This window comes from Psychrobacter aquaticus CMS 56, from assembly GCF_000471625.1.
Lineage (GTDB): Bacteria > Pseudomonadota > Gammaproteobacteria > Pseudomonadales > Moraxellaceae > Psychrobacter > Psychrobacter aquaticus.
This window is the reverse complement of sequence record NZ_AUSW01000011.1, coordinates 193725-209382: the sequence shown is the minus strand read 5'-3', so window position 1 is coordinate 209382 and position 15658 is coordinate 193725. Positions and strand designations below refer to the sequence as shown.

General features: G+C 41.8%; 13 protein-coding genes. 10 read left to right on the top strand and 3 right to left on the bottom strand.

Annotation, left to right across the window (positions count from 1 at the left end; all coding sequences use genetic code 11):
- The first annotated feature begins 46 nt into the window (after positions 1 to 46).
- The 6 genes from murC to lpxC all read left to right on the top strand — a co-directional run bounded on the left by murC (position 47) and on the right by lpxC (position 8047).
- A complete protein-coding gene (gene murC / locus M917_RS02200) occupies positions 47 to 1489 on the top strand; it encodes a UDP-N-acetylmuramate--L-alanine ligase (RefSeq protein ID WP_021813119.1) in 1443 nt (480 codons plus the stop codon).
- A 78-nt stretch (positions 1490 to 1567) separates the two neighbouring features.
- Positions 1568 to 2533, top strand: a complete 966-nt coding sequence (locus M917_RS02195; RefSeq protein ID WP_051354206.1) for a D-alanine--D-alanine ligase — start codon at positions 1568 to 1570, stop codon at positions 2531 to 2533.
- A gap of 535 nt (positions 2534 to 3068) precedes the next feature.
- Positions 3069 to 3884: a cell division protein FtsQ/DivIB gene (locus M917_RS02190; protein WP_021813117.1), complete on the top strand. Its 816-nt coding sequence runs from the start codon at positions 3069 to 3071 to the stop codon at positions 3882 to 3884.
- Positions 3885 to 4027: 143 nt separating this feature from the next.
- A complete protein-coding gene (gene ftsA, locus M917_RS02185) occupies positions 4028 to 5320 on the top strand; it encodes a cell division protein FtsA (protein ID WP_021813116.1) in 1293 nt (430 codons plus the stop codon).
- A 362-nt stretch (positions 5321 to 5682) separates the two neighbouring features.
- Positions 5683 to 6888 (top strand): cell division protein FtsZ, encoded by a 1206-nt coding sequence (gene ftsZ, locus M917_RS02180; RefSeq protein ID WP_021813115.1) that lies wholly within the window; start codon positions 5683 to 5685, stop codon positions 6886 to 6888.
- Between the two features lie 241 nt (positions 6889 to 7129).
- A complete protein-coding gene (gene lpxC, locus M917_RS02175; protein ID WP_021813114.1) occupies positions 7130 to 8047 on the top strand; it encodes a UDP-3-O-acyl-N-acetylglucosamine deacetylase in 918 nt (305 codons plus the stop codon).
- A gap of 298 nt (positions 8048 to 8345) precedes the next feature.
- On the opposite strand, the gene M917_RS02170 is transcribed toward lpxC, so the two are convergent.
- Positions 8346 to 8861 (bottom strand): Zn-ribbon-containing, encoded by a 516-nt coding sequence (locus M917_RS02170; protein WP_021813113.1) that lies wholly within the window; start codon positions 8859 to 8861, stop codon positions 8346 to 8348.
- Between the two features lie 213 nt (positions 8862 to 9074).
- Here M917_RS02170 and M917_RS02165 point away from each other — a divergent pair, with 213 nt between their 5' ends.
- Entirely contained in the window at positions 9075 to 9803 is a 729-nt protein-coding gene (locus tag M917_RS02165; protein ID WP_021813112.1) for a CHAP domain-containing protein, read from the top strand.
- A gap of 165 nt (positions 9804 to 9968) precedes the next feature.
- Here M917_RS02165 and M917_RS02160 read toward each other — a convergent pair whose 3' ends face one another.
- Both M917_RS02160 and M917_RS02155 read right to left on the bottom strand, forming a co-directional pair.
- A complete protein-coding gene (locus M917_RS02160) occupies positions 9969 to 10697 on the bottom strand; it encodes a DOMON domain-containing protein (protein WP_021813110.1) in 729 nt (242 codons plus the stop codon).
- Between the two features lie 200 nt (positions 10698 to 10897).
- Positions 10898 to 11209: a YhbY family RNA-binding protein gene (locus tag M917_RS02155; RefSeq protein ID WP_021813109.1), complete on the bottom strand. Its 312-nt coding sequence runs from the start codon at positions 11207 to 11209 to the stop codon at positions 10898 to 10900.
- Positions 11210 to 11552: 343 nt separating this feature from the next.
- Between M917_RS02155 and M917_RS02150 the strand changes: the two genes are divergently transcribed.
- The 3 genes from M917_RS02150 (at position 11553) to folP (ending at position 15539) form a co-directional block, all read left to right on the top strand.
- Positions 11553 to 12185 carry an RlmE family RNA methyltransferase gene (locus M917_RS02150; protein WP_021813108.1) on the top strand — a complete coding sequence of 211 codons (633 nt, stop codon included), beginning with the start codon at positions 11553 to 11555 and terminating at the stop codon, positions 12183 to 12185.
- 398 nt (positions 12186 to 12583) lie between these two features.
- Positions 12584 to 14479 (top strand): ATP-dependent zinc metalloprotease FtsH, encoded by a 1896-nt coding sequence (gene ftsH, locus M917_RS02145; protein WP_040641647.1) that lies wholly within the window; start codon positions 12584 to 12586, stop codon positions 14477 to 14479.
- 163 nt (positions 14480 to 14642) lie between these two features.
- Positions 14643 to 15539, top strand: coding sequence for a dihydropteroate synthase (gene folP / locus M917_RS02140; RefSeq protein WP_021813106.1), 897 nt, complete (start codon positions 14643 to 14645; stop codon positions 15537 to 15539).
- The last annotated feature ends 119 nt before the right edge of the window (positions 15540 to 15658 follow it).

Sequence of the window (15658 nt, the reverse complement as noted above, 5' to 3'; positions counted from 1 at the left end):
TTTTGATTCACTATATTTTACTAGCCTTTATTAAAGAGAAACCCTTATGTCTACCTCTGCGAAAGCTCTACCCAAGCGTTTGATTGAAATACCAGAAATGCGCCGTATTCAACATTTGCATTTTATCGGTATTGGCGGCTCGGGCATGTGCGGTATCGCAGAAGTAATGAACAATCAAGGCTATCAAGTCAGCGGTTCTGATATCGCTGAAAGCCTAGTGACTAAGCGTCTTCAGCAAATTGGCATTAAAATCTCAATCGGTCATGATTCCAAAAATATCGCCAATGCCGATGTCATCATTGTATCTTCAGCGATTGATCGTAATAATCCTGAAGTAAAAGCGGCATTAGAAGCGCGTTTACCAGTGGTACGCCGTGCCGATATGCTCGGTGAGTTGATGCGCTATCGTCATGGCATTGCCGTTGCTGGTGCTCATGGCAAGACTACAACGACCAGTTTACTCACCACGATGATGGCAGAAGGGCAGCTCGATCCTACCTACGTGATTGGTGGCAAGCTAAATGCCTCTGGTAAAAATGCGGCGTTAGGTAGTAGCCGTTTTTTGGTGGCAGAAGCCGATGAGTCTGATGCATCTTTCTTATCATTACGTCCGATGGCAGCGATTGTAACCAACATCGATCAAGATCATATGGAAACTTATGGCAACAGCTTTGATAAATTAAAAGCTGCTTATATTCAGTTTCTACACAATATGCCGTTTTATGGCTTAGCAGTGGTATGTGGTGATGATCCAGAACTATATGCGATGATTGATGATATTGGCCGACCAGTACTCACTTTTGGTCTTGAGCCGTTCAATGATGTACAAGCGATCGACTTGGTGACGGAAGGTACTAAAACGCACTTTACGGTATTACGCCGTGACCATGAGCCATTACGTTTAACCCTGAATATCCCTGGTACTCACAATGTCTACAATGCGCTTGCTGCTATTACTATGGCGACCGATGAGGGCGTAGATGATGAAGCGATTAAACGTGCCTTACAGAAGTTTGAAGGAGTCGGCCGTCGCTTTGAACAACATGCATCGGTCGATATTGATGATGGCAATGTATTATTGATTGATGATTATGGTCATCATCCAAAAGAAGTTGATGCCACCATCAAAGCCGCTCGCCAAAGCTTTCCTGATCGTCGCTTAGTTATGTTATTTCAGCCACATCGATACAGTCGTACGCGTGATTGTTATGATGATTTTGTCGAAGTGCTCTCAAGTGTTGATGAGCTAATGCTATTAGAGGTATATTCAGCAGGAGAAAGTCCGATTATAGGTGCTGATACCAAGTCATTAGCACGTAGTATTCGTTTGCGCGGCGAAATTGAGCCGACGATTATTGACAAAAACAACTTGGCTCCTGTTATGCAGCGTTTATTAAAAGCCAACGACATGCTTATCACCCAAGGTGCTGGGAATGTGGGGCAAATTGCTGTCGATTTGGCGGCAAATAACCTTTACCTCAAAAGCTAAAAAATTTTAGGAGCTGTCCTCATGACGACGAATAACACTCAAGAAAACACAGGTAATGCTAATAAAGCGATTGATAATATGGAAACTAACAAAGCCAATGACGCAACATTAGACAATACCGACAGCAAGGTAAAAGATGCTGGACAGTTTGGCAAAGTTGCCGTCGTCTATGGCGGTACCAGTAATGAGCGCAGCGTGTCGTTAGATAGTGGTGCGGCAGTGCTGCAAGCGTTACAAAACCAAGGCGTCGATGCCACTCATTTCGACCCTAAGCACCAAGACATTACTGAGCTACGGACTTATGATCGCGTCTTTAATGTACTGCATGGTCGCGGCGGCGAAGATGGTTTGCTACAAGGCGTACTGCAATGGTTTCATATTCCACAGACGGGTTCAGGTATTTTGGCATCAGCGCTTGGCATGGATAAAGTGCGTACCAAACAGCTATGGCAAGGTTGCGGCTTAGCAACGGCCCCGTTTTCATTGCTAACAGCCGATACGGACTGGCAACAAGTGGTCAATATGCTAGGACTGCCACTTATCATCAAGCCCGTTCATGAAGGCTCAAGTATCGGCATGACAAAAGTAAATAATCTCGATGAGCTTCCTGCTGCTTATGCAACTGCTGTGGAGTGCGGCGATGCAGTGATGGCCGAGCGTTGGATAACGGGTCGTGAATTTACGATTGTTATTATCGACGACGAAGCTTATCCCGTTATTCGTCTCGAACCTGCTGACATCACAAATTTCTATGATTTTGAGGCAAAGTATAATCGTAACGATACCAGTTATTACATCCCTTGTGGATTGAGTGGTGCTGATGAAAAGCATTTGCAGGAGCTGAGCCTTGCTGCATTTCGTGCCGTCGATGCAAAAGGCTGGGGACGCATCGATGCCATGCAAGATGAAGCGGGCAATTTTTGGTTGCTTGAAATCAATACCGTACCAGGTATGACCAGTCATAGCTTGGTTCCAATGGCTGCCAAGGCTCGAGGTATGGATTTCGATACGTTGTGCTGGCACATCTTAGCGCAGACGTTGTAGCTTATCGATACGGCTTTAAGTGCAACTGTTTAAGTAGTTAAGTTTAGGCAGCCACCTTTAAATAGGGTCTGTAACAGTAATCATATGATTAACATGTTTTTATCGATCTGTGATCCAAATACATGAATAATCAATTTTGTGAATAATGATGCTTAATGTCATCTATAGCCGCCCATGATATCTAGCGAAAACAACTCAATGTATCGCTAGAGCTGCTATAGCACAGCGTCATGTAAACTTGTGTAAATTCATTGTCATCAAGAAGGGTTAAGCTATTGTTTGACTATAAAATACGTTAATATTGTAATTGCTGGTCTGTTTTGGTGATATTTATGTTTTTAATAACTATAGCTTGTAAGTTATTCATAAATTGAGAAAAATGTTACGTTTAAATGAGAGTAAAAGCATCATATAAACCGTTTTAGCGACAGACTTTGATAACATATCAACTTAATAGGCCTCTGCAAAAAATATGCAGAGTTATATCAATAAATAGCATGCTCAGTTTTATGCAAATATAGGGAAAAAGGTCGTTATGGCTCAAACTGTCAACGAGGTAACTGACTTGATGAGTGATAAAACCCGTCGCCCAAACTCTAAATTCCAATTTTCAACGTCGGTCAAATATTTTTTTATGGCGTTGGTGTTAGGATTGCTAGTGCTAATATTGATAATGGGCGGTAAAGCGTTACGTGACGCGCCTCCAGCCGCAATCTATGTCAGCAGTCAAGGTTTGACAGCCCCTCAATATCGCTCATTGCAACAGGCGATGAGTCAGCAAAAAGTGAGCAGTTTCTTTACCTCTGATTTGCAAGCATTAAGAGATATTAGTACTGGTCTGGCGTGGGTCGATCAGGTTAGTGTTTCTCGTGACTGGCAACGCGGTATCGTGGTGACAGCACTGCCCAAGCAAGCAGTGGCTAATTTTGGTACAGAGCGTTTGGTTGATGCAAAAGGGGCGGTTTTTGTCCCTGCCGATAATAGTGATTTGACACAAGAGCGCTTTGCTACCTTGCAAGGTGAGATAACGCAAGCGCCCGTTATCATGCAGCAAATGCAGCAAGTCAATGACTGGTATGTACCACTTGGTATACAAGTAGAAGACATTATTTTGTCGCCAAGAATGACATGGCTGATACGTTTTGATAATGGATTGCGCGTTATCGTCGATAATGAAAACACCGCGCAAAAACTGCTGAATTTAAGCCAGCTGCTCAGTAATCAGTTAAGCACGCGCCGTGATGAGATACAGTCAGTAGATTTGCGTTACAAGAACGGCTTCACGATTGCTTGGAATGTAAGCCAGTCAGAGATTGATGAGTCACAACAGATAGTAGCAAGCGAAAACTAATAACTTTTAACGTTTTAGCTTGAGTAGTTTTAAGAGCATGTAACACTGAATATACAACATCATAGCGTATTGATAGCGCTTTTTTTAATGATCTAATGGGAACATCACTTGTTTTCCTGTTTAGCAATAATTTGTCTGGTACCATGAAAAATACTGAAAATCTGGTTGTTGTCCATCTAAGTGCCACCGCGGTTTATGCCGTTATTGGCAATGTTGTCTCTGCAAAAGACATTCGTATTTTGGGCGTGGGGCAAGTTAAAAATAGTGACTTTTATCAAGGTCGAATAAAACATCGTGAACGTCTACAAGGCGCAATCAAACAAGCCATTCAAGAAGCAGAAGATACTGCTAATTGCCGTGTTCATAGTGTGTGGCTTACGCTTGCCACGCCTGAGTTGTCTAGCAAAAACAGTGCAGGTGACGTACGGGTAGAAGATGAGGTTGTACGCGCCAAGGACATGGTAGAGGCTTTGACCAACGCCAAGTCACGCGACCTATCATCAGATTACTATTTGATGCATTGCTGTCAGCAAGGTATTTATGTTGATGAGCAAGATGTCATGGTAGATGATGCGATTGAGATGATGGCGCATAATATCACTGTGATGTATCACTTGATGATGATGCCCGTTTCTAGCCGTCAGAATATCCAAAAATTATTACAAAGTTGTGATGTTGGTATTGATCATATCGTGTTTGACGCAGTGACTAGTGCTGAATATAGTTTGATGAGTGATGAGCGCCAACAAGGTGTTTGTTTGGTAGATATCGGCGCTAGTACCACCAGTATCTGTGTTTATAAAGAAAACAAACTGATATTTACGCATTGCATTGCAACGGGCAGCCATGAAGTAACGATGGATATCTCAGCTGACTTTGGTATCTCAATGATCGAAGCGGAAAAACTCAAAAAGACTCATGGTACGGTCGATGTTAATAGTGTTGACCCAAGCTCATTCTTCATTTTTAAGCCACAAGGGTCAAATGATGAGATTAATGTTGGTGTTTATAATTTAGCACGCATCATTGAAGCGCGTTACGTTCAGATATTCACTGAGGTTGCTCGTCAATTGCATGAAGCTGGCTTGATAGGCTATATCGATAAAGGTATCGTACTGACTGGTGGCGGTAGTGTGATCAAAGGAATGATACCTTTTGCTAAAAAACTGTTAAAAATGCCAGTAGTATTAACCAATACGCACCCGGCAATCAGCGCTTACAATCATTTCGATAATGACGAATCATTTAAGCAGCTGAATATTCAGGTGAATGACCGCGCGTATCAAACGGCTTTTGGCACCTTATTGTATAGTCAAAGCGAGCAGTTCCGCCGTAGTGAAAAAAGCGAACCGGAAGCGGTTCAAAAGAATCGAGTAACTGGCGTTTTCCAAAGTGCAGGGCAACGTTTTGCTAACGTGCTAAAAAAGATATTGTAGCTTTGCTTTATAGGATACTTAAATGTTATAAAATTAGCGCCTTGTAAGATGCACTTAAGTGATTTAAGCAAAAAGTGAAGTAGCACCAAACCCAAAAAATATGATTGGCCGCGTCAAACTTGCTTAGCCTACAAATACGTAGTAATTGCACTCGTTTTTCTTGCTGCTCTAATTTTTGGGATTGGTATAATATGAAGAGTAATGCTTTGATCGGTAATGACATGTTTTGTCCAAACTGAACTATTTAAGCCATAGCCCTGTTTTATTTAAATACATTTATATATAGTGTGTCGATAGCGCGCCATATGAGTGCGTTACCACGTATCGATCATTACGCTATCTGCAACTGGAGAATCTTTTATATGTCAAAATACACCATGCCAGATGATAACCAGCTTCAAAACAACGGCCAAGCGAGCTTCACTGTATTCGGTGTGGGTGGCGGTGGCGGTAATGCGGTTGAACATATGGTACAGCAAGGAATTAGAGGTGTAACGTTTGTCTGTGCCAACACGGACAAACAAGCGCTTGATCGTTTGACAGCCCCTCATAAATTACAACTCGGGGCAAAAACAAACCGTGGTTTAGGCGCAGGTGCCAATCCAGAAGTTGGACGTGAAGCAGCAGAAAGCGAAGAAGAAGCAATTCGTGCTTTACTTGAGCATGCAGACATGGTGTTCATTACTGCTGGTATGGGCGGTGGTACTGGTACTGGCGCTGCGCCAGTAGTTGCTCGCATTGCAAAAGAAATGGAAGTGTTGACTGTGGCAGTCGTGACCACGCCATTTAAGTTCGAAGGCGGCAAACGTATCAAAGCTGCCAAGGCTGGTATTGAGCAGCTTACTAACTTCGTTGACTCTATTATTACCATTCCGAATGATAAGCTCATGAGTGTCTACGGCAATATCTCTATGCAAGATGCTTTCAAAAAAGCGGATGATGTATTGTTGCATGCTGTTCAAGGTATTGCTGAGACCATCGCTAGTGAAGGTATGATAAATATTGACTTTAATGATATTCGTACTGCTATGACGGCTAAAGGTCATGCGATGATGGGTATTGGCCGTGCAAGTGGTGATGATCGTGCGCGTCAAGCGACCGAAAAAGCCATCAGATCGCCATTACTTGATGACTTACGTTTGGAAAATGCCAAAGGTTTATTGGTGAACGTTATTTCTTCTGAATCTTTATCATTGGATGAGATGAGTAAAATCAGCGTGATCGTTGAGGAAATCACGGATATTGATGAGGCTCATATTTTCTATGGTTCTGTGATTGATGAAAAAATGGGTGATGATTTGCATGTCACCGTTATCGCAACTGGTTTAACCTTAGATGAAAACGCTGGTCAAGAGCCTGAAGTGGTGGCAGAGCAGCCAGTTCCTTCTGTCAATAGTACTCAGCCTGTTGATCCTAATGTACATACCAGTGCGTTAAACAGTCAAAAACAATCACAAGCTCAACTGTACCAAGACAGCGCTGCACGTTCATCAAGTGCGCCGCAAGAACAGTCTAAAACCAAAACTAACAGTATTCAAGACTATCTAAAGCGTCAACAAAATAAATAACAAACAGTTATTTTGGGTATGTCGAATGAAAAAAGCCAGCGCCTAGTCGCTGGCTTTTTTGTGTTTATATGAATATATAGACTCACTAGAGCATTTAATAGACATACATGATAGGTGTCATAGTAACGATAAGTGTTATCAATCAAGAAGATAAGTAAATTAGCCAGTTTTAACTGTGGCGAACTATGGGCAGGTAATGATACACTATGGCAATTGTAACAAAATATGTGAGAAAACAGCCATGAACCAAAGAACCATAAAAACTGCGATAGCTGTGACGGGTACAGGTCTTCATAGTGGTCAGCCTGTTGATTTAGAGTTTCATCCGCAGCCAGTTGATACTGGTATTGTTTTCGAGCGTTCTGATATAGAAGGCAGTCAACCTATTCCAGCCAGTGCTTTTTTAGTGCAAGACACTATGATGTCATCGAATTTAGTATTTGGTGGTACACGAGTTGGCACCGTTGAGCACCTGCTAAGTGCGATCGCTGGGCTTGGGGTGGATAATCTACTCGTCCGTGTCTCTGCTTCAGAAATACCTATTATGGATGGCAGCGCCGCACCTTTTGTTAGATTGTTGCTTGACGCAGGGCTGTGTGAACAAGAGGCTTTGAAAAAATTCATTAAAATTGTACGACCCATACGAGTTAAAGTAGAAGACAAGTGGGCAGAACTGCGCCCTTATGAGGGATTCGAGTTAAATTTCGAAATCGATTTTGATCATCCTGCTATTGACAAAAACTTTCAACATGCACAACTGCAATTTTCTACGCAAAATTTCATTGAACAATTGAGTTCAGCACGTACTTTTGGTTTTTTACGTGATATTGAGACGTTACGTCAGAATAATTTAGCGTTAGGTGGCAGTATGGACAATGCGATTGTCATTGATGAAGTCAATATTTTGAACGAAGAGGGTTTACGCTTTAATGATGAGTTTGTTCGTCATAAAATTTTAGATGCTTTGGGTGATTTATATTTGATTGGTTATCCAATTTTGGGTCGTTTTAATGCGTATAAGTCGGGCCATGCATTAAACAATTTACTGGTACGTGAAATATTATCAAATCACGATAACTTTGAAATTGTAACTTTTGATGACAATGTAACTTGTCCTATTGAGTATTTACCTTTAACTGGATTGGCTGTTGAAGGATAAATACAGGAATATACACGAAGTATCGAAACAATTACGCAATATTACATAATATGGTTATAATTACATTCTTATAATATTCGTTATTTTGAATATAACGTCTGAATTATTTTAATGATTAAGCTCTATAGTAGAGTGTGTAAAAGCTGTAGATGATTCTTAAATCATCTGTTGGTGACATTCATAATATGAATGGTGCTAGCAGATGATTTTTTTTGTTTATAGCATTACAAAAACCCAGCGTTACCAGCGCCATTTTATGCTTTTAGTTACATAACTTTACATAGTAATACTAAGTTTTTTAATGATTTGCCAAGCGTAAAAGTGCTTTTTTGAGATTTTCATCAGTGGTGACATGCTCTGCAGCCTGTGATATAGTCCGCTTTGTGTTTTGGCTAAGAGCCTGATTTTTATTAGCTTCACAAGGTTTTGATAAGGTTGCTAACAACGCTGAAGGTTGTTTAGAAGAATGATTATCAGCAGATGTTTTAGCTACTACGACGCGAATTTGCTTGAGTTGTTTAAATGTAATTGACTGCTCTGTTAGAACTTGCAAATAAGCGCTCTGTAAATAGCGAATGTGATTGGCAGCAGTTATTGAACCAACACTGAGTGTTAATTGCTCAGAGGTGAAGCCTACGACCCAACAGGTATTGAGGATTTCCTCAGGTAGACAATCTACCAATAACTCTTTTACCTCATTGGTCACTTTTATATATTGTCGTATGTTATCAGCAAGAGTTTGAGGTAGCGCGCTACCAGCAAAGGCTTGATGATCGATAAGCTGGGCAAGCCGATTGGGCTGTTTTTTTGACATCGTGATGACTCATCTAACAGGTGACAGAATCGATATTCATAATAGACATGCTAAAAGCAGCATATAGCAAACGGTTTGTGAGACATTTAGAGAAAGAGTGGGCTGTTGTAACAAGGATTTTATCACGTTTGTTTAATGATTATATCCTCTCAATTAATTGATGCTTTGTCACGGATGACGAGCGGACTTGTATTAACAATAGGTAGTAAATTTATGAAACAAGCTTTATTAATTTTGTCAGTATTGGGAATGGGTGTAGCACAGACGAGTGGTGCTGTCGAAACGACCTTTCAACCGAATAATACCTTGAGTCATACCATCACAAATATTTCTACTTCTGCGAACTATGGTTCTAGTCGCAACATTTATAGCACTAACAGTGGTGCTCACGTATACAGTAACGATGAGATCAGTCAAGCCATTGATAACTTAAGTGCACATGCTAAGCAAAAAGAATACCAGCTTGCTTCTCTCACCAGCCGTTTGTCTTATGAGCAGCGTCAGCAGCAAGCCAGTCGCACTCCTGATAGAAACTCAGCGCCTGCTATCGCAGCCGCAAATGCAGCACGAGTTGCGCTATCTAGAAGCTCTGGCTACTGTGCCCGTTATGTACGTAAAGCCCTACAATCAGCTGGTTACGAATTTACCCCCAATCCTTCAGCTTATCAGTATGCTTCACGCGGTACTTTGGCTCAAGCAGGTTTTGCCAAAATTAGCAACAATACGCAACCTCAAGTTGGTGATGTCGTTGTTTTTAACCGTACTTCAAGTCGTCCGCATGGTCATATCCAAATCTTTGATGGTAACATCTGGGTATCTGACTTCCGTCAAAGCAGTATCAATCCTTATAGTGGCACCCATAGCTACACCACATGGCGTGATTCGCAATACGTTGATGATGCGTCAGACCGTGGTATATACCTTGCGATGGCTGATAAATAATAGCCAGTTAGCAAAAACAAAACTAAAAGCTTTCTTCGAACTCAGTGATGGTCTTTATGACCTTGCTGGGTTTTTACGTTTTAAACAGCGATATTGAGCCGTAAAGGTAACGAGATTTGTTTTTCTCTCTAATAGTTATCGGTTATCAAAGCTTATTTAACGTCTCTAAAGATCAAATTTCGACCAATAACGGCGATCATGAAAGTCAGGGGGCGTGGCATGGCTTGGAGCAAAATATAAAGCAGTCTCACCAAACCATAAGATGACACAAGGATGTAAGTGCTTAATGGTCGTATGTCCGATGGCGTATTGCTGATTGGGTAGTTGGGTCAAAGGCAAGCCAACACTTCGCTCATAATGATAAGATTTGGGTGAGAACGATGCGGTGTTAGACAATGGGCTTTCTACGGACATTACTGACGGCTTGGGATTATGAACCCAATTAACAGAGACCCGTGTGTTTCCATCTGGTTGATATAAAGGCATAGGCGGTAAGGTATTAGGATGACGATAACGCTCAAACTGATAAAGCGCATAACGTCCATCTGGACTGGCGTTCATTTCGATATAAGACTCGGTATTGTCAGCACAGACTGTATCGTCGTCATTGACCAAACGACCAGTGACAAAGCACTCAAGGCAAGTCTCCTCCCATAAGTAATCAACAAAGCCGACGTGTGCTGATTGCCATGTTGGCCAGTTTAGTTGAGTGGCTAACGCCTGTGTCGGCAAAGTAACTCGATAGCTTAGCTGCAACTGCAATATTGGGTGTCGCACAATTTTGACACTGACATGGATACCGATACGCTCTAACTCATCTACGGTCACGTCAAGCTGTTGCGCATCGTTGGCTATCGTGTCCGTGGCTACGCAAAGATTAAAAGTTTGGCTCATGATTTGATAATACTCAAAAATAGTGATGAGGAAATATGCGACCTGCTTTATGATTGCCTACTACAAAACAAGTAAATTCCTGACAAATACCCAATATAAAAGCCGCGAGCAAGTTGCATCGCGGCTTTTATATTTCATTTTCACTGTTTACTGGTGATATATGCAGTTATTGCGACTAAAATTATGCTAGTCATCACGAGCTACTGCGCGTGACGTGCTAAGTTAGATAGCTTTGGGTTAGCATGTGGGTTTTGGCGTAGTAATAATGCCATGCGGCCTATAGAATGAACCAAAGACGCATTCGCAGCAGCGGCAAGCTCAGCACCGATGACATCACGCTCCTCTTTTGTGCCAGCAGGTAGTTTTACTTTGATAAGTTCATGATCTGTTAAAGCACGATCAATCTCCTCAGTAATGGTCGGCGTAACACCTTTATTGCCAATCATGACAATCGGTTTAAGCTCGTGACCAATGCCTCTTAGACGTTTAATTGTAGCGTTATCAAGTTCCATAGAATTCCTAAGTGTTGGTAAAAATAAAAGACGGTGCTATCGAGAGCAATTAATGACTATTATAGATAGTCTGTGGTCATCTTGCATGAGATCAGCAGGATTTTGCACGATTTTACGTGATGAAAATGTTAAAATGAATGTTTGGTCACATTATAAACGCTACTGTCTTATAAAACAGCGTTTTCGCCAATAGAATTTGCTTAGTTTCAGACCATAAAATAAATTAACAGCTTGATTGATCACATATCTAAAAAATTGTACTTATATGAAAAGCATTTTATAAATGTAGTAGCGATTCAACAGGTATGTATTCGTGTTTTGCAAATTGAGAGGAGCAGGTATTTTGGCCACGCGTATTGAAAACAAAAAATTGTCAAAAAGTAGTAGTGCTTGGATGAAAGAGCATATTGACGATCATTATGTGCAAAAGGCTCAAAAAGACGGCTACCGTGCTCGTGCAGCTTACAAATTATTAGAAATTAATGAAAAGACCAACCTTATCAAAAAAGGCATGACGGTCGTAGATTTGGGTAGTGCCCCTGGTAGTTGGTCGCAAGTCGCCAGCCAACTGGTAGGTGAAAAAGGTATTTTGATTGCCTCCGATATTTTGCCTATGGATGCGCTTGCTGACGTGACCTTTATTCAGGGTGACTTTCGCGAAGCAGAGGTGTTTGACACCATCATGGCAGAGGTTGGTGATAGACAAGTTGATGTAGTGTTGTCTGATATGGCACCCAATACCGCAGGCAATAGTGCTATCGATCAGCCACGTATGATGTATTTATGTGAGCTGGCAGTGGAATTTGCTTTGGCAACCTTACCAGAAGGTGGCGCGCTCATTATGAAAGTGTTTCAGGGTGAAGGTACGCAAGAATTACGCAAGCAGATGCAGCATGATTTTAGTAAAATCCGTAGTATCAAACCTAATGCGTCACGACCACGTTCAAAAGAGATGTTTTGGGTAGCCATCAAATAGTTTTAAATTCAATGAGTTGCTGGCCTTGCAAGCGAGATGTCGAGACAGCATAAAGTATATTTCTTGTAGAATTAAAACCGCTACAATCGTTAACTGAATAAAAGCGAAACTTGCTTGAATTATGCAGGTTAGCACCACATATCATGGTATATTAACTTTGTTTTAAGCATATGTTTTAGGCAAAGTCGTCTGATAATAAGCGCTAGATATGCTCATATACGATAAATGTTTGCGTGACTGATGTCCGCAATTTATTAAGTCAGCCGTAATGCGATATTTGAGTTGCGTAAGTCTGAGTCAGAAATTTTAATGTTAGTATATTCATTAAAATGAGCGATAGGTTTATAGACGTCACGTGTTTAGTAAACACACCAATAAGTAAGGGATGGGAATAACTAGTGAGCGACATGGTAAAAAATACCTTATTGTGGCTGGTGGTAATCGGCGTTTTAGTGCTGGTGTTTAGCGGCTTTGATCAATCCTCTGAGCCGGATAGCCTTAACTACTCTGAGTTTGTGACCGCTGTGTCAGAAAACCAAGTAGCCAGTGTTGAAATCGATGGCGAGCAGATCACCGGCGAAAAGAAAAATGGCTCATCTTTTGAGACTATTAGACCAGCTGTGTCAGATGATGAGCTGATGCCAATGCTGCGTGAGAACCAAGTCGAAGTTCAAGGGACTGCGCCAAAACGCCAAAGCGTATTGATGCAATTATTGATAGCCAGTTTCCCGATTCTATTGATTATTGGTTTGTTTTTATTCTTCATGCGTAACATGCAAGGCGGTGCTGGTGGTAAAGGCGGCGGCCCCATGAGCTTTGGTAAATCGAAAGCGAAAATGCTGACTGAAGACCAAATTCACGTCAATTTTGAAGATGTGGCTGGTTGTGAAGAAGCTAAAGAAGAAGTCGTCGAAGTGGTCGAGTTCTTACGCGACCCCGATAAATTTACCAAGCTTGGTGCGACGATTCCACGTGGTATCTTGATGGTAGGGCCACCGGGTACAGGTAAGACACTATTAGCAAGAGCCATTGCTGGTGAAGCAAAAGTACCATTCTTCTCAATTTCAGGTTCTGATTTTGTTGAAATGTTCGTTGGTGTCGGTGCATCACGTGTCCGTGATATGTTTGAACAAGCGAAGAAAAGTGCGCCTTGCATTATCTTCATCGATGAGATTGATGCAGTCGGTCGTCATCGTGGTTCTGGCATGGGCGGCGGCAACGATGAGCGCGAGCAGACATTGAACCAATTATTGGTTGAAATGGACGGTTTTGAAGGCAACGAAGGTGTGATTGTCATTGCTGCAACCAACCGTGCAGATGTGCTTGACAAGGCGCTATTGCGTCCGGGTCGCTTTGACCGTCAGGTACAAGTAGGCTTGCCAGATATTAAAGGTCGTGAGCAAATTCTTAAAGTGCATTTGAGAAAATTGCCAAACACGATTAGTGTAGACGCAAGTTCTCTTGCTCGTGGTACGCCTGGATTCAGTGGTGCACAGCTGGCTAACCTCGTCAACGAAGCAGCATTATTTGCAGCACGTCGTAACAAGACCAGCGTTGATATGAACGACTTTGAAGATGCAAAAGACAAGTTATATATGGGTCCTGAGCGTAAATCTATGGTGATACGCGAAGAAGAACGCCGCGCCACTGCTTATCACGAAGCAGGTCATGCCTTAGTTGCTGAACTACTACCGGGTACCGATCCTGTGCATAAAGTCACTATTATGCCACGTGGTTTTGCCCTTGGTGTTACTTGGCAGTTGCCAGAACACGACCAAACCAGTATGTATAAGTCGAAAATGTTGAGTGACATTGCTATTTTGTTTGGTGGTCGTATTGCTGAAGAAGTCTTTATCAATCAAATGTCGACGGGTGCTTCAAACGATTTTGAGCGAGCAACCAAAATGGCACGTGCCATGGTGACGAAATACGGTATGTCTGATGCACTTGGTATTATGGTGTACGAAGACGATGATAGCTCACAAGGATATTTCGGTGGCGGTGGTCGTACGATCTCAGAAGCGACGCAGCAAAAAGTCGATGACGAAGTACGCCGTATGTTAGAAGAGCAATATGATATTGCGCGTGAATTGATCGAAGGCAATCAAGAAAAAATGCATGCGATGGTTGATGCTTTGATGAAATGGGAAACCATTGATCGCGATCAATTGCAAGACATTTTGGCCGGTGAAAGTCCGCGTCCACCACGTGTTTATCAGCATAATGAAGTAAACTTGTCAAAAAATGATATTAAAACGACCAATTCAACACCGCCACCATTACCAGCGATGTAATGAGTCGTTAATTAACCATGATAAAAAGCCCTTTTGAATAAAGGGCTTTTTTGTGGTTATCATTTTATGAAGGGTTTAGGACAGAATAGAGTTTACTGGTATTATAAGTAAAACAGCAATCATCAGAATTGCTTTTATAAAATTTATCTATAGTGGATTGATTATGTCCTTATTTCAACCTTTACTCAGCTATGAGATATCAAGTCGTGATAAAACCTTGGATTTATCGTCGCCACATATTATGGGTATTCTCAATGTCACACCAGATTCGTTTTCAGATGGTGGACAGTTCAATGCAGTAGAAAAAGCTGTTGCACATTGTCAGAAAATGATAGCAGATGGTGCGACTATTATAGATATTGGTGGTGAATCTACCCGTCCAAATGCCGATGCTGTGGCCACTCATGCTGAGATACAGCGTGTCGTCCCCGTCGTTAAAGCTATCAGGCAGCATTGTGGTGACAGTATTTGGTTGTCTATTGATACCAGCAACCCTATCGTTATGCAGGCAGCTTTTGAGGCGGGAGCTGACATTTGGAATGATGTGCGGGCACTAAAACGTGAGGGCGCGATCGCAGTAGCGGCTGAGCTTGATTTACCTGTGATGCTCATGCATATGCGCGGTGAGCCGACAACGATGAATAATCTCGCACAATATGACGATATGGTTAGTGACGTAACTACAGAGCTGATGGTACGCATTGAGGAAGTAACAAGTTTGGGTGTCAAGCGTGAAAAAATAATTATCGATCCAGGTTTTGGTTTTGCTAAGAACTATGATCATCATTGCGCCTTGTTAACGCAACTTGAAAAGTTACAAGCACTGGAATTACCAATGATGTTTGGTATTTCACGTAAGCGTTTTTTAGGGGAAGTATTAACCAAGAGTGGCATTACATCAATGATGACGACACAAGCGGTAGAGCGTGATGTGATAGGAGTTACTGCGGCAGTTTTTGCATTACAGCAAGGGGCCAGTATCATTCGAACCCATAATGTGGCCATGACACAGCAAGCGGTATCGTTGTGGAGTCAGTTATCTGCGTATAATCATCGCTAGTATTATTTTATAAAATTTAACACCTAGCACTGTTGTCTGGCGCTATGGTCAAGTTAATATAAAAAAGAGCCAGCGAGATTGAGATAAATATAGTGAGTTCAGTATAAAAATAATACAGC